This is a genomic window from Mesorhizobium sp. WSM4817, from assembly GCF_055811135.1.
Genome location: NZ_JBVVQQ010000023.1, coordinates 63,083 through 77,623, shown reverse-complemented (window position 1 = coordinate 77,623; position 14,541 = coordinate 63,083). Strand labels below are relative to the sequence as shown.

Here is a 14,541-nt window from a genome sequence, read left to right as displayed (position 1 = left end):
TCAGCCTCGCCAGTGCAGTACGCAGACCAGCGTGAACAGCCGGCGCGCCGTGTCGAAATCGATGTCGATCTTGCCGGCCAGCCGGTCCATCAGTGTCTGCGAGCCCTCATTGTGCAGGCCGCGCCGGCCCATGTCGATCGCCTCGATCTGGCTGGGCGTCGAGGTGCGGATGGCATCGTAATAGCTTTCGCAGATCATGTAATAGTCCTTGACGATGCGCCTGAGCGGCGTCAGCGACAGGATGTGGGTCACGACCGCCGCGCCATCCTCGCGCGTCACCGCGAAGACCAGGCGGGATTCGGCCAGCGACAGTTTTAGCCGGTAGGGCCCGGCGCCGTCGTCATTGACCGGCTGGAAGCTGTTTTCCTCGATCAGGTCGAAGATCGCCACCGCCCGCTCATGCTCGACATCGGGCGTCGAACGGCCGATCGATTCGTCGAGTTCGACATCGATCAGCCTGGCACGGGTTCGATCGTAGTCCGCCATGTCAGCTACATATTCAGCCGGATGGCGACGGAGCGTCCATGCCCGTCGAGGCCTTCCGCTGTGGCCAGCGCGATGGCCGCCGGCGCCAGCGCCCGCAATTGCTCCGGCCCGAGCTTCAGGATCGAGGTGCGCTTGACGAAATCGAGCACCGAAAGCCCGGACGAGAAGCGCGCCGAGCGCGCCGTCGGCAGCACGTGGTTGGAGCCGCCGACATAGTCGCCGATGGCTTCCGGCGTGTGGCGGCCGAGAAAGACGGCGCCGGCATTGCGCATCCGCGCCAGGAAGGCTTCCGGCTCGTCGATGGCAAGCTCGACATGTTCGGCCGCGATGCGGTCGACCAGCGGCAGCGCCGCCTCGATTCGGGGGACGTGGATGACGGCGCCGAAATCGCGCCAGCTCGCCGCCGCCGTCCCGGCGCGCGACAGGTTTTGCAACTGGCGTTCGACCGCCCGCTCGACCGCCGCGCCGAAGTCAGGATCGTCGGTGATCAGGATCGACTGCGCCGACACGTCATGCTCGGCCTGGGCAAGCAGGTCGGCGGCGATCCAGTCCGAATCGTTGCTGCCGTCGGCCACGACAAGCACTTCCGATGGCCCGGCGATCATGTCGATGCCGACCGTGCCGAACACCTGGCGCTTGGCCGCCGCGACATAGGCATTGCCGGGGCCGACGATCTTGGCGACCGGCTTTATCGTTTCGGTGCCGTAGGCAAGCGCTGCGATCGCCTGCGCGCCGCCGACGCGGTAGATCTCGGTTATGCCGGTCAGGTCCGCCGCCACCAGCACCAGCGGATTGATGACGCCGCCGGGCGCCGGCACCGCCATGACGATGCGCTCGACGCCGGCGACCTTGGCCGGCACGGCGCCCATCAGCACCGAGCTTGGATAGCTCGCCGTTCCGCCCGGTACGTAGAGCCCGACCGCCTCGATCGCGGTCCAGCGCGAGCCGAGCTCGACGCCGGCAGCGTCGGTATAGCGGTCGTCGTTCGGCCGCTGCCGCTCGTGATGCGAACGGATGCGGTCACGGGCGAATTTGAGCGCCTCGATCGTCTGCGGGTCGGCTGCATCGTAGGCCTTGGCGATGTCGTCTTTCGACACGGCAATGCCGAGGCCTTTCAGGTCGGCCTTTTCGAATTTCTGCGTGTAGTCGATGAGCGCCGCGTCGCCCTCGGCGCGGACCCGCGCGATGATCGCGCGCACCACCGCGTCGACGTCCTCCGAGACCTCGCGCTTGGTCAAAAGGAACGCGGCAAACCGCGGCTCGAAATCGGCATCGGACAGACGAAGCGTGATGGCCATCTTGTGTGCTCAGGCTCTGTGGAAGGGGCGCGACGTCGCTTCCCAGGCGCCGCCAGTGTCAGCCAGCCGCGCCTCGATGCACTCGACATCGAGCATGATGGCGCCGCCGCCTGAAAAGATCAGCTCGACAATGCCGGCCGGCTTGTCGAGCGCCACGAAGCTGATCGCCAGCAGCGACAGCACCTCGTCCGGCTTGTCGCGGGCAATGCCGCTGGTCTTGGCGCCCAGCACCCGGTCGAAATGCAGCACGCTTTGCCGCCGTTCATTGTGCTGGCGGAACAGCCCCGATTTCGCCTCCCAGACGAAGCGGTTCATCGTCATCACGAAGCGCTTGACCGCCGGCATGTATTCGAGGTCGCCGACCTTGAGCACGGCGTCCTGGACATGGGCCGAGACGATGCTCAGATCCTGATCGTCGAGCGCGACAAGCTTGAGAAGGTTCATGCGGAGTTCGCACCTGCGAAGGTTTACATCAGTTTTCTGTTAGGCGGTCTTGGCGATCCGTGCAACCGCGCCACGGATTCCAGCACAATCGCTTCATGTGTGCGCTGCCCCTCATCGCCCTGCCCGTCCTCCGCAGCAGCTGCGCTGCAGCTGCGGAGGGTGGACCGGGCACTCTCCCCGTATAGTGACGGGGAGAGTGAACGCCTTCGCAATGGATTTCGCCAATCAGCAGCGGTGCAGGAACAGGCCTTCTCTCCGTCACTATACGGGGAGAAGGTGCCGGCAGGCAGATGAGGGGCAGCGCCGACCTCAGGCCCGCTACCTCTACCCCGAAATCCGCTCGATCACCGCGCCGCAGCCGGACAGCTTTTCTTCCAGCCGCTCAAAACCGCGGTCGAGATGATAGACCCGGTTGACCGTGGTCTCGCCTTCGGCCGCCAGGCCGGCGATGACCAGCGACACCGAAGCGCGAAGATCGGTCGCCATCACCGGGGCGCCCTTCAGCTTCGGCACGCCGTCGACGATCGCCGTCTGGCCGGACAATGTTATGTGGGCGCCGAGCCGGGCAAGTTCCTGGACGTGCATGAAGCGGTTTTCGAAGATCGTCTCGGTGATGCGCGACTTTCCCTTGGCCATCGTCATCAGGCCCATGAACTGCGCCTGCAGGTCGGTCGGGAACGCCGGGAAGGGCGCTGTCGTCACGTCGACCGGCGCGATGCCGGCGCCGTTGCGCCTGACGCGGATGCCGGAATTGGTCTGCGTGATCTCGGCGCCGGTTTGGGAAATCACGTCGAGCGCGGTCTGCAGCAGGTCCGCCCGCGCGCCTTCGAGCACGACGTCGCCGCCGGTCATGGCGACGGCCATCGCATAGGTGCCGGTCTCGATGCGGTCGGGTATCACCCGGACGCGCGCGCCCGACAGCGCCTCGACGCCGTCGATGGTGATGGTCGCGGTGCCGGCGCCGGAAATCCTGGCGCCCATGGCGTTGAGGCATTCGGCGAGGTTGACGATCTCGGGCTCGCGGGCGGCGTTTTCGAGCACCGTCTCGCCCTTGGCCAGCGAAGCCGCCATGACAAGCACATGGGTGGCGCCGACCGACACTTTCGGGAAGACGTAGCGATTGCCGACAAGACGGCCGTTCCTGGTCTTGGCGATGACATAGCCGGTATCGACGTCGATATCGGCGCCCAGCGCCTGGAGGCCTTCCAGGAAAAGATCGACCGGCCGCGTGCCGATGGCGCAGCCGCCGGGCAGCGACACCTTGGCCTCGCCCATGCGGGCAAGCAGCGGGCCGATCACCCAGAACGAGGCGCGCATCTTCGACACCAGTTCGTAGGGGGCCGTTGTATCGACGATGTTGCGGGCGGAGAAAGTGACGGTGCGCGAATAGCCCTCCTGCTGCTTTTCGCGGCGTCCGTTGACCGAGTAGTCGACGCCATGATTGCCGAGGATGCGGATCAACTGCTCGACATCGGCCAGATGCGGCACGTTTTCCAGCGTCAGCGTGTCGTCGGTGAGCAGCGAAGCGATCATCAGCGGCAGCGCGGCGTTCTTCGCGCCCGAGATCGGGATGCTTCCGGCAAGCTTGTTGCCGCCGACAATTCTGATGCGATCCATGGAAGAGCGTCCCCTCGGCCGAAAGGCCGGTTTAATCGGTTGAGTCTGTTGTGGCCGGTCTAGACCCCGGCCCGTCTAAACCATTGGCCGGCTTGGTTCAAGAAACAGGATTCCCGCGCCGTGGCTGTCGATAATAGGTCATTCCTTTTGCCTTTCGAGCCCGTCCGGCCGCTTGTCGGCCCCGCCAGTGCGTCGCGAGCGCGACTGCGCCTTGCGCTTCTGCAGATTGGCGCGCAATTGCTCGGCGAGCCGGGTCTTGCGGTCAGCTTTTGTCGACGGCCCGCCCTTGTCAGATGGGCCCTCCTTGTCGGGTGGACCCTCCTTGTCAGATGGAATTGCCTTGTCGTTCATGGTTCCGTCCCGGCTGGCCCGCTATTCAGGGATAGCCAACATTGTGGCGCTGCCATGTCCGCAAAAGCCGTCGGAGCGGGCTTTCACAGATGGCTTGCACTTGGCCTTGCGCTTGCCGGTTCGATATGGCAGAAGCCCCGCCATCAGCGGCTGCGGTAGCTCAGTGGTAGAGCACTCCCTTGGTAAGGGAGAGGTCGAGAGTTCAATCCTCTCTCGCAGCACCAGTTTATCCCCTTGAAATCGCTCAAGCCCTTGACACGCAAGGCTCTCGTGATCGCTGCAGATTCCTTCAACGGAATTGGTTGGCACAAGATCGACAAGCGCAGTCCCTTGACATCGACGTGTATCCATTCCCATACGATGAAGGTGAGGTGCGACGAGATTCAGGCTCCCACGGCCAGAACAGGCATAGCGCCCGGGAATCAGCCATGCGTGCGAACATCCTGGCTGCACAAACCATGCCGGCTGGGATTTTCGCGAGGCCTAGCAAGCCTCGCGCAGGTTCTGCTTCGAACATCGCGCCGAGAGGGAGCGGTTTCTTTTAGAACGTCAACCAATCCGCCATCCCTTCGCGTCTGAAGCCCTACCGGGTTTGACGTCGATCAGCCTCGTGCCCCCGAAGGATTTCTACAACGCGATGGCAAGACTTTAGGCATGTCACCGTTTCGCGGTGTCAGCATCCCGCTCGTCGCGTCTGAGGAACTCGCTGGTGACCGTGCCGAGTTGGTTTTCCAGCCAATCTGCCATCGCCTCTTCTTCGCGGAGGTTTTCTTTACATGCTCTTTGGGTCTCGGAGTCGCCGACCTCGCCGGCTGCGGCAATGAGCATTTTGTAGCTGGCGATTTCCATATGTTCGAATGTGTAGCTAGCCAGTGATCCTTTCATCACCTCGTCGCCTGCAAACATGCCGCTGATGTTCTGTCCGATGGCGATTAGCTTACCGCCGGCGTCCTTCAGCGTCGAAGAGCCGTCGCCGATCCGATCGAGGCATTGTTCAAGACGTTTTGCCTGTTGCCTCGTTTCTTCGAGATGCATGTTCATCCGGTCGCGAATCTCGGGATAGTTTTCGAGACGCTCGATTTGGCCGCTCAACATGGTCTCGGCTTGTTCTTCCATGGCGTGAGCGTCGCGAAGCCACTGCACCAGACGTTCCTTGGAGTCTGTCATGTCTGTCTCCGTTGGTCAGCATTGTCTTACTGCCATCGCAACGCCGCCACAGACCGTTAGTTCCGATCGCCTGCAAAGCGCAGTCGATACCCGGCGGTGACCACGACAACCCGTCCCGCAGGTCACTGCCTCCCCGGCCAAAAGCCCCTTGAAGCGCAACATTAGCGTCAGCTAATAGTGCTCTGTGAGCAGTGGGCGTTGCCTGGTAGGCGCCGGCCGGCAGCTTTGGGTCCGCCGCAGGAACAAGCTCCAGAGGTTAGGCGGTGAGTATCGCGCGATACGTAGGCCAACAGTTCGAAAAATCCTGCCCCCAAATCAGATCAGAGTGGCCCGAGGACAAATGTGGCCAGTAGGGCAACAAAAAGCACAGCGGTGATCACGGCGCCCCACATGAGGACCCTTCCTGTGCCGCGTTGCTCTTCCTCGCGAGGTATCTCTTTCGCCATAGCAAGCATCCTTTTTGAGAAGTTCGGTGACTCAGCAACGTGTCTTGCGGAGGCTGGTTCCCGGCAGGAGGGGCCTATTGATGCCCTGGTTCTTTTGGATGTTCCCTTGGACCCACGCCATGGGCGCGCTGTCGCTAGAAGTCCATGCGAGGGACGCCGGTTATGGCACCGAATTCTTACTGCTAATTTAGCTGGAAGTGATGGAACCTGTTTGCCCCCGCCAAGTTCGTTAGGCAATGGAGGAGATTGCCACCATGAACAGTGTCATTTATCTCATCGGCCTTGTCGTCGTCGTGCTTGCGATCCTCTCCTTCCTCGGATTCCATTAGGAGATACCATGCAGCGCGAAGACGATCAGGGCCGTAAGCCGGCCGATTTCGAAACAGCCAAAAGCGAACTGTCTGAACGGTTCCAGCAGGAAACGCAGACCGCGACAGAGGCGCTACACGGCGCTCGCGACGAACTCGCCAGGAAGGCGGGCGATTACGCTGCTGAAGCGAAGCAGGCGTTGTTCGACAAAGCCGAGGGAACACAGCGCGATATCAGCTCCAACCTGAAGGCCTTTAGCGGAGCCTTGCGAGCAGCAAGCGAGCATCTGGCGAATAATAATCAACGGACCGCTTCGAAGTTCACCCTCGATGCCGCCGGCTCGCTTGAACGCCTTTCATCTTCGTTGAAGGACAAACCATTCGAAGATGTTCTTGGCGAGATGCGGTCTTTCGGCCGCGAAAACTCAGGGGCGCTGATAGCCGGCTCAGTATTGGCAGGCTTGGCGCTGGGGCGGTTTATCAAGAGCACGCCGCCATCTGCTCGGACCGAGACACCGAGTCGATCGCAAACAGACGGGGGTTCAGAAACGGTTTCGAACTCGGATCAGTCCGCTACGCGATCGGCAGAGGCACCTGACACTACGCCGCCCCCCTTCAATCAGCCCAGAGACGACAGGGATTTGGCAGGCGCAAGCCTGGAGCAGAACCCATGAACAACAATCAGGAAAGTCGCGGCCTCGCAACCCTCGTCAGCGATCTGGCACAGCAGGTCACAAGCCTGCTTCAAACCGAAAGTAGGCTGTTGCGGGCCGAAATGTCGGAGAAAATCAGCAAGGCCGGCACAGGCGCCGCCGAGGTTCTGGCCGGCGCCATATGCCTACTCGCGGCCTTGATGGTGCTTTTGCAAGCACTCGTAATCGCCCTGGCGAGTGCCGGCTTGGGAGCGGGATGGTCCTCGCTGCTGGTCGGGATCGTCGTCGCGGTACTGGGGATCATTCTCTTGCGCTCCGGCACGAAAAGCATGGCTCCTTCCGAGCTAACGCCTGATCGCACACAAGACCAACTCAAGCGCGACGCACGCGTGATCAAGGATCAAATGAGATGAGCGAAAAATCCGCAGCCGAGCTCGAACGCGATGCCGACATCGCCCGTGCTAAAGTAGCAGACACCGCCGATTCGATCCGCAGCAAGATGACACCGGGTCAATTGATCGACGAATTTACCGGGATGTTCGCCGGTGGCGAGGGATCTGCCATGCTTGGCAATTTCAAGTCGCAAGTCAGGGACAACCCGTTGCCATTGACGTTGATTGGAGCCGGCCTGGCCTGGCTGATGCTGGGCGACGGCACGTCGGCAACCAACTCAGCTGCCGCCGCCTATCGGACAGGCACGGCTCCTGACGCTTTCTCTAACTTGCGCGGCGATGATTTCAGCCAGGGCAACGAAGGGTCCGGAATCGGGGCGATGCTCTCCGATACCGCCGGTTCGGTTACATCAGCAGCAAGCGACGCGGCCGAAGCTGCAGCAAACGCTGCAACGGGCGCCAAGGAGAGGATGACAAAAACCGCCGGACAGCTCGGCTCAAGCGCCAGCGAGATAGCGGCTCGGACGCGCCAATCGGCACAAGACCTCTTCGAGCGCGAACCGCTGGCTATCGCCGCAGTCGGCCTTGCGCTGGGCACTGCCATCGGGGTGATGCTGCCCCACACAGCCACAGAGGACGAGCAACTTGGCGCCTACCGCGACAAAATTCGCGACAGTGCGGAGGAGGTTTTCGAAACGGGCCTGGAGCAAGCAAAGCAAGTTGCCGCCGAGGCCTACGAAACGGTCAAGGAAGAGGCCGACCGGCAAGGCTCGGGTGGAGATGCAGGCACCCTAGCAGGCAAGGTCGGCAAAGTTGTGGAATCGACCGCAAACAGAACTGAGGAAGCCATTCGCGATCGTTTGCCGGGGTCGTCGGACGAGTCTTCTACCACCACATAGCGTCGCCACCAGCCTGAATGACGCGCTTGGTCCATACGATGTCATCCGGCACCGTCGCCGGTCGTAACCACACCGGACGGATGTGGTCTTGAAGTAGCGGCATTCACAATGGCGGCTTTGAACGCGGCGAAGGTCTCCGGCGGCACGTCCTCAGACTGGTAACATTTACCGCTGGCCACGAACCACGCCGAGAGGGTTCTGCGTTCCGGATCGTATTCCGTTTGCGTATCGAGGTGAACGCCATAACGCTCACACCTTGGTTCGGCGCGGGCCTGCTAGGTTTCTCCCCTTTTGGGTCCTATGACGGTAGTTAGAAAATCGCCAGATCGTCCTGAACGCGGGTCTGCAACGACCTAAACTTGCGTCCCGATCCACCGCGTGAAGGTGGACCGACCCCGCTACCGCGACGTCGAAAGCCGGCGCTTCAAGCAGAGGCGCGCCTATCGGGGATCCCTTCGCCGTCGGCACCTGACCCGATCGTTCCAAGTCGGCCTGGTCCGGTGCCTGAACGACCGCCTGGAAGAGCTCGAACCCATCCCGAAATACGGCTGGTGTGTCGGGCATCGGCCCGCGTAGCGACCGACGCCTAAAGGCCGGCAGACAGGCCGCCGACAAGGTCAACCTGAACCGCGCGTTGGGCAACCAAGTCCGAAACCAAGTTCGCACGATATTTGGAATCAAGATTAGTCGGGTTGCCTCCCCGGCCGTAAGCCTTGAAGCGGAACGTTAGCGCGCGCTGATGGTTTTCTTTCAGCAGTGGTTGGCAATGCGACGTCAGAGGCATCCAATGTTGACCGTCGAAGGAAAATGGATATGGGACAGCTGGCATTGCCGGGATGATCAGGGACTCTGGCATGCCTTCTTTCTGCAGGCCGATCGCTCGCTAGGGAATCCCGAACTGCGACACTGGAATGTCACCTGGGGCCTTGCCACAAGTCCTGACCTGCGCAAATGGACGTATCGGGGAACGGTTTTCCGGCCGAGCAAAACTCCGTCTTTTGATGATCTGACGATCTGGACCGGCTGCATTGTGCGGAACGACAGGAATTCATGGACCCTCTTCTATACCGGGACATCACGCGCTGAAGAGGGCAAGATACAACGAATCGGACGCGCGAGTAGCGCCGATCTAGTCCATTGGAGAAGGCAGGGCCTTGCGCTCGAGCGCACCGGTGAGAATGCCGAGTATTACGAGGGTTGCGTTCCGCGGCGCTGGAAGGACTGCTCGCTGCGGGATCCTTGGGTGATACGTGACCCCGAGGGCTCTGGCTGGCTGATGTATTTCACGGCCCGATCGCCGATGCCATCGGATACCAATGCCTCTGGTGCAATTGGCGTTGCCCATTCGCACGATCTTGTAAATTGGCAGCTTCAGCCTCCGGTTTATGTCGGATCTTTCGGGGAAATCGAGGTCCCCCAAGTCTTCCAGCGGGGCGACAAATGGTTCTGCCTCTTCTGCACACATTCACAATGTTGGTCGGAAGAATTCAAACGCAACTATCCGGGAGAGCCGGTAGCGGGCATCCACTATCTTGCTGCCGATCATCCCTTGGGGCCATGGAAACCGGCGGACGGTCCATTCCTATACGGCACACCCGACTGCGAGATATATGCCGGGCGCCTTCTTACACATGGTGACCAGGACTATCTACTTGCCTTCATTTCGGGTCCGGAGGAGCGGTTTTCGGGGACAATCTGCGACCCTATTCCAATCCACTTTGACGCGTGCGGAAGATTGGCCTTGGTCGAGCCACGATCTCCAGATCCGCCGACTGATTATAGAGTCTCTGGTCTTCCTTCACGTCGGGCGATCTGAAAAATTGGCACGAGCGCGACCCGCTTTCCGCAGGCTTGTCTGCGGCGTCGGTCGAAATGGGCTTTGCAGCGTGAACGCGTCTGGCAGAATTCCCTTTTCGACCTGGCTCCAGGTTACGGGAGCTGCTATCGGAAAGTGTGGTCCGGCTCTTGGCGAATACGCACCGACCGCCGTGTTTCCTCGCCCATTTCGGAGATAATCCAGGAAGATCCGCCCTACGCGGGCGGACGGCGCAGCCGCCAACAGGTAGCGATCGGGATACTTGTTGACCAGCTGCTGCGCCAGCCTGCGTGCATACTGCCTGGCCGCATCGTGGGTGATCGCAGCGTTCAGCGGCGCCATCACATGCACGCCTTTGCCGCCAGTCACCTTCGGCCAGCTGTCGAGTCCTGCTGAACGCAGCATATCGCGGAGCGCCAAAGCCGTGCCGGCAACTAGCTCCCATTCGACTCCTTCGCCAGGATCCAGATCTATCACGAGGTGGTCGGCATGCTCGATATCATCAATGGTGGCGTTCCATGGGTGCAATTCGACAACGCCCATTTCCACCAAGCCAAGAAGCCCATCAAGGTCATCGACCCACAGCCTCACACCTTCGCCACCTTCGCGTTTCTGAACTCGCAGCTGATGCACGGCATCCGGAACTTTGGGCAATCTGCCCTTGTGATAGAACGTGACGCCGTGGGAGTGGCGAACCAGCTTGAGCGGGCGTCGGCCAAGGTGGACGAGCGCCTTCCTCGCTACCTTCGTCCAATATCCGATCAGATCCTCTTTCGAGGGCACGACGGCGTCGGGCAGCAATTGCAGAATGTTTTCGGGCGGGACGCCCAAACTTTCATCGGACGGCGGCCGCTTACGGGCTAAACGCGGCGCGCGGGCTGGTGGGCTCAGATCATCGCGCAGCCCCTTGAACACCGCCTCACGCAGCAGTCCGTCATTGGTGATCCCGCTATATTGGATTTCGGCCTCGACTGCTGGGTGCACCCAAGTTGCCTTGGGCTTGTCTATCGGTTCCGAGAGTGGAGATTTCGCCACAATCAGTGGGTCCAATCGTTCGCGCACTTCGCGTGCATCGCGCAGGCTGTAGCCGCTTTGCGCCTTGCCGGCATAGTGGACGCGATTCCCCTCGCGGCGGCCGAGATAAAGCGAGGCAATCCTGCGCGGCTTCGCCCCCAGCTTCTCGACGAAGGCGACGATCGGAAAGTTGTCGCTCTTGATGCATTTGAGCTTGAGCCAACTCTCCTGCCGGCCGGAGCGGTAGCGGGAATCTGCACGCTTCGACACGATCCCCTCCAGGCCCATTTCGCAGGCGTGCTCGAACACTGTCGGGCCGTCGCCCTCATAATGATCGACATAGACCAGCACCGGCGGCGCGCCCTCCAAGAGACGTTGCAAGGCGCGCTTGCGCTCCACCAGCGGAGCGTCCCGCAGATTCTTGCCGTTGAGGTGAAGCAGATCGAAAGCGTGGAAGATCAGCTTCGTTGACTCAGCTTTTCCAAGCTCGCGGCGTAGTGCCTGAAAGTCAGGAAGCCCGGTAGCGCCTAATACAGTCGCCTCGCCATCGATGATTGCGCGCTTTGCTTTCAGCTCAGCCGCGGCACCGACAATCGGGCCGTATCGGCCGGTCCAGTCGAAGCCCCTTCGGAAGGCCTGCGCCTTGCCCCGCTGGATGATCAGCTGGGTCCGATAGCCATCGTATTTGATTTCGTGAATCCATCCATCGCCCTTGGGCGGCTTCTCGACCAGCGTGGGCATTTGGAATTCAATAAACGACAGCCGGCCAATGCCAGGCTCGGTAAGCATGCACTTGGACTCCAGACGCTTCGATTTGAATCAATATCCCCGTTTCGAATCGGTTCCGAAAAACAAAGTGAGGTCCGGCAGTGCTGGCATTCTCCCGTGTGAACAGAACTTAATCCCGCAGGCCCGCGGCAACGAAATCGGTTTGCCGGCGTTGCAATTGATTCGAAGCTCACAGGAGAACGATATGGGCGATGACATGAGCGAGCGAGATTTCCGCGACCGCGTATCCGCCGGTGACGACTACGAGATCGAGTATTTTGCCCAGCAGAACGGCGTCTCGGCAGACCAAGTCCGCCAACTTATCAAAGGCAACGGCAACAACCGGGCCGCTCTGACAGAAGCCGCGAGGCGCTGCGTGAGCGGAAATGAGAAACAGCGAGGCCACCGGCTACAAGGGTAAAGATCACGACCGGCCGATCAAGCCCGAGGCGGAGCATCTTGAGCGCTGTCCTATCCGCGGGCAGGACTTCGACAAGCGCGATCTTGGCCAGGTGCTTCATCATGCCGAGCCAGAACATCAACCTCTATCGTTTGTGAATTGAAAGCCCGCGCCCCACGAGGAAAGGACGCGGGCCGATCGGTGCATCTCCGATCTGCAGCCCATCGTTGGGAGGGAACAAGATTGCTGCACTTCCCGAACATTCATCTCAAGCATGTGTTCCAGAGAAAGCGAAATATGCCTAGAAAGTTTGCGCCATTGATCGCAACAAAACCCTCCCGCCGGCGTTCCGGTTCAATCCAAGTGCAAAAGGCTCACCATGGGCGAGGAAGAAAAGTCCGACCGCGACCGAATGACGGATTTCCAGGCGCAGTTCCTCGCCAAGGAAGCCGGAATAACTGAAGCTCAAGCGCGCGAGCTGATCAAGTTGATCGGCACCGATCGGGCATCACTACTTCGGGAAGCTCGGCTACTGAAAAGCCGGCTGAAGCCGCCGGACGCTTAGGAGCATTCACAATACTACCCATATGGGACAATTTTGAATAGAAGCGGCTCGATTGAATGAGGGTCGCGCGCGAGCAGATATCGATGATCTTCGCCAGAGGATAAACGATGCCCGCCGCCTAATACTGGCACCCGTAAGCTGTTGGATCGCATTGCCGCAGACGATACGCTGAGTAGTAATCAAGCGCCTAAAATCCCGCACCCCAAATCGCACAGCATTCCACGCTCGACCTTTGCACATCGGCCGTCGATTCACGCGGCCTGCGGAGAGGACCGCGGCTGATTGTAGGGCGCAGGTGCAGCGTGCCATCTACGACTTCTTGGTCTTCGAATTCCTCTTCGGTTTCGGTGCCGATGCAGCAGGAAGAGCAGTCTCGGCTTTCAGTCGTTGCTCCCGCAGCCGAGCTGTCTTTGCATCTCGTGCGACGCGCTCAATGTCTGTTAATGCCCGTGCAGCATCCGACGTGCGCTCCTGTCGGTCGTGTTTTTCTTTGTCGGTTAAGCCTTGCCTTTCCCGCATTGTTGTCCTCGATCTGACGGTATGGCGTTTTGTTACCGACCCGAACGATTGTCGCCGGATCGTGTTCCCCCAGAAACAAAAACCCGCCGCGCCTTTCGGCACGGCGGGTTGACCTCGCAGTCGCTTAGGTCATTCGATGACTTTGATGATCTTGCGTGTGCCCGGGTCAACGACAACGGTCCGATTGTCGACGACAACGGTGCGGTATTTGGTGTTAGGGACTTCATGGAGCTCGACCGTCTCGGGTAGGGTTGAGCCGATATTGAGCTCCACTCCAGGGAGGTTCACCGATGCGAGCGGCTCCTTTTTCACGTATTCCCTGATGACCGTCTCCTGTTCAGGCTCGATGATGACGTCCTGAGCCGCAGCAACGCCGATACCTGCCAGCAGCAGGAGTCCCGCGGCTGCAGTGGAAAGACGCATTCTCATAAGTGTGCCTCCTTTATGTGAGCTTTGGTCCGCTGAACGCGTCTTCGCGCGCCAGGCTCCCCAAACCTCATGCTGTTGCAAATGTTCCTTTTGCTGGGCTTTGGTCTGACGCGCGGCGGGACCTAAGTCTGACCTGTTTCGCGGTAATGGCCGGCCATGGCGGGACACCCGGAACCGCCGTTGCGCACAGTCGTTGCTCGCTGCGAGTTCACTGGAGAACCCGATGGAAAATAGTGTTCACGAAGCCCGCTGGTTACTCGCTCCGGTCTTCGCAGTCTCCATCACGTTCCTGGCGATTGAAATAATCGTTAGCTAGGGACCGGCCGGACTTTGAAGATTGGACCGAAGAACGAATTGACATCTGCGCAGCTAAGTCCCTTCCTGCGTTGATAAAGGACTACCCGCCATTCCTCGATTTGGCGGGTGGTCCATGCGGCTGACCAAGTCCACTCAGGAGGCCTGTCAGCGGTTTAAGGTCGCGCGGGCGGCATCACCTCACATCAGATCTTCGGCAACCCCGTCGAATTGCCTGAGGCCTTCGCTTGGAGGCCTTCGCTTAAGAAGGCGCTGTTCACTTGCAGCCGCCTTGAAGGCATCGAACGCAGCTTGGTGACTGCAATGCCCGGCCAGGCATTCCTCGATCATTCGGACTGCTTCAAGTCGGGACGGCTTGTCCATGAATGGCCATGGTTGCTGAAGCGCTTTCGCAGCGTCGGCTATCGACGCGACCACCATCGGCCTGTGATTCAGGTAGATTGTAATCGGGACAAACGCCGTCACTTTCGTCGCTCCCCAGGAGTGAAGGCGGTTAAACGCGAAGATATGGCGGTGGTTGCATCATCATCGTGAATTCAGGGCGCCGCTGCCCGACGCGAACGGCCATGCAGGCCTTAACCGCCGCCAAGATCCAGGACGTCAATGCGGTCGAGCAAAGGCGCGAGGCGCCGTTTCGTGGCAGCATGCCCACGT

The 14,541-nt window shown here is 60.5% G+C and carries 16 protein-coding genes, 1 tRNA gene and 1 pseudogene; 8 read left to right on the top strand and 10 right to left on the bottom strand.

Translation table 11 applies throughout. The features are described 5' to 3' along the window. From AC0L2K_RS26510 to AC0L2K_RS26490, 5 genes are all read right to left on the bottom strand, one after another. The gene (locus AC0L2K_RS26510) at nt 1-486 is read right to left on the bottom strand and encodes a UPF0262 family protein (RefSeq protein WP_027155503.1); all 486 of its coding nucleotides are present in this window, start codon (nt 484-486) and stop codon (nt 1-3) included. A 5-nt stretch (nt 487-491) separates the two neighbouring features. Then, nucleotides 492-1,784, bottom strand: coding sequence for a histidinol dehydrogenase (gene hisD / locus AC0L2K_RS26505; RefSeq protein WP_128170283.1), 1,293 nt, complete (start codon nt 1,782-1,784; stop codon nt 492-494). Between the two features lie 9 nt (nt 1,785-1,793). Next, nucleotides 1,794-2,228 (bottom strand): DUF2948 family protein, encoded by a 435-nt coding sequence (locus AC0L2K_RS26500; RefSeq protein WP_023803275.1) that lies wholly within the window; start codon nt 2,226-2,228, stop codon nt 1,794-1,796. A 324-nt stretch (nt 2,229-2,552) separates the two neighbouring features. Then, on the bottom strand, nt 2,553-3,845 hold the full coding sequence (gene murA / locus AC0L2K_RS26495) for a UDP-N-acetylglucosamine 1-carboxyvinyltransferase (protein ID WP_128170282.1): 1,293 nt from the start codon (nt 3,843-3,845) through the stop codon (nt 2,553-2,555). Nucleotides 3,846-3,983: 138 nt separating this feature from the next. Then, nucleotides 3,984-4,196: a hypothetical protein gene (locus AC0L2K_RS26490; RefSeq protein WP_031255389.1), complete on the bottom strand. Its 213-nt coding sequence runs from the start codon at nt 4,194-4,196 to the stop codon at nt 3,984-3,986. Between the two features lie 149 nt (nt 4,197-4,345). Here AC0L2K_RS26490 and AC0L2K_RS26485 point away from each other — a divergent pair. Beyond that, nucleotides 4,346-4,420: transfer RNA gene (locus tag AC0L2K_RS26485), tRNA-Thr, on the top strand. Nucleotides 4,421-4,853: 433 nt separating this feature from the next. Here AC0L2K_RS26485 and AC0L2K_RS26480 read toward each other — a convergent pair. Next, nucleotides 4,854-5,363 (bottom strand): ferritin-like domain-containing protein, encoded by a 510-nt coding sequence (locus AC0L2K_RS26480; protein ID WP_027155497.1) that lies wholly within the window; start codon nt 5,361-5,363, stop codon nt 4,854-4,856. 783 nt (nt 5,364-6,146) lie between these two features. Between AC0L2K_RS26480 and AC0L2K_RS26475 the strand changes: the two genes are divergently transcribed. Genes AC0L2K_RS26475 through AC0L2K_RS26465 form a run of 3 tightly spaced genes read left to right on the top strand, consistent with a single transcriptional unit; the run spans nt 6,147 to nt 8,061 of the window. Further along, nucleotides 6,147-6,791, top strand: coding sequence for a hypothetical protein (locus AC0L2K_RS26475; protein ID WP_287363936.1), 645 nt, complete (start codon nt 6,147-6,149; stop codon nt 6,789-6,791). After that, entirely contained in the window at nt 6,788-7,183 is a 396-nt protein-coding gene (locus tag AC0L2K_RS26470) for a phage holin family protein (RefSeq protein ID WP_128247784.1), read from the top strand. Before AC0L2K_RS26475 ends, AC0L2K_RS26470 begins: the two co-directional genes overlap by 4 nt. Further along, the gene (locus AC0L2K_RS26465) at nt 7,180-8,061 is read left to right on the top strand and encodes a hypothetical protein (protein ID WP_287225357.1); all 882 of its coding nucleotides are present in this window, start codon (nt 7,180-7,182) and stop codon (nt 8,059-8,061) included. The genes AC0L2K_RS26470 and AC0L2K_RS26465 overlap by 4 nt, the downstream gene beginning before the upstream one ends. Before the next feature lie 41 nt (nt 8,062-8,102). Here AC0L2K_RS26465 and AC0L2K_RS26460 read toward each other — a convergent pair. Further along, nucleotides 8,103-8,270, bottom strand: a pseudogene (locus AC0L2K_RS26460) (hypothetical protein); the annotation flags it as partial. Nucleotides 8,271-8,848: 578 nt separating this feature from the next. Here AC0L2K_RS26460 and AC0L2K_RS26455 point away from each other — a divergent pair. Next, the gene (locus tag AC0L2K_RS26455; RefSeq protein WP_473532758.1) at nt 8,849-9,877 is read left to right on the top strand and encodes a hypothetical protein; all 1,029 of its coding nucleotides are present in this window, start codon (nt 8,849-8,851) and stop codon (nt 9,875-9,877) included. Here the strand turns inward: AC0L2K_RS26455 and ligD are convergent. Further along, nucleotides 9,860-11,680, bottom strand: a complete 1,821-nt coding sequence (ligD, locus tag AC0L2K_RS26450; protein WP_473532757.1) for a DNA ligase D — start codon at nt 11,678-11,680, stop codon at nt 9,860-9,862. The two genes, AC0L2K_RS26455 and ligD, sit on opposite strands and share 18 nt — an antisense overlap. A 4-nt stretch (nt 11,681-11,684) precedes the next feature. Here ligD and AC0L2K_RS26445 point away from each other — a divergent pair, with 4 nt between their 5' ends. The 3 genes from AC0L2K_RS26445 (at nt 11,685) to AC0L2K_RS26435 (ending at nt 12,624) form a co-directional block, all read left to right on the top strand. Continuing rightward, entirely contained in the window at nt 11,685-12,080 is a 396-nt protein-coding gene (locus AC0L2K_RS26445) for a DUF3606 domain-containing protein (protein ID WP_473532756.1), read from the top strand. Continuing rightward, nucleotides 12,046-12,222, top strand: coding sequence for a hypothetical protein (locus AC0L2K_RS26440; protein WP_287181090.1), 177 nt, complete (start codon nt 12,046-12,048; stop codon nt 12,220-12,222). Before AC0L2K_RS26445 ends, AC0L2K_RS26440 begins: the two co-directional genes overlap by 35 nt. A 216-nt stretch (nt 12,223-12,438) precedes the next feature. Beyond that, entirely contained in the window at nt 12,439-12,624 is a 186-nt protein-coding gene (locus AC0L2K_RS26435) for a hypothetical protein (protein WP_473532755.1), read from the top strand. 648 nt (nt 12,625-13,272) lie between these two features. On the opposite strand, the gene AC0L2K_RS26430 is transcribed toward AC0L2K_RS26435, so the two are convergent. Both AC0L2K_RS26430 and AC0L2K_RS26425 read right to left on the bottom strand, forming a co-directional pair. Continuing rightward, the gene (locus AC0L2K_RS26430) at nt 13,273-13,572 is read right to left on the bottom strand and encodes a DUF1236 domain-containing protein (RefSeq protein ID WP_128175915.1); all 300 of its coding nucleotides are present in this window, start codon (nt 13,570-13,572) and stop codon (nt 13,273-13,275) included. A gap of 495 nt (nt 13,573-14,067) precedes the next feature. Then, nucleotides 14,068-14,352, bottom strand: a complete 285-nt coding sequence (locus tag AC0L2K_RS26425) for a DUF982 domain-containing protein (RefSeq protein ID WP_128175912.1) — start codon at nt 14,350-14,352, stop codon at nt 14,068-14,070. Nucleotides 14,353-14,541: the final 189 nt, after the last annotated feature.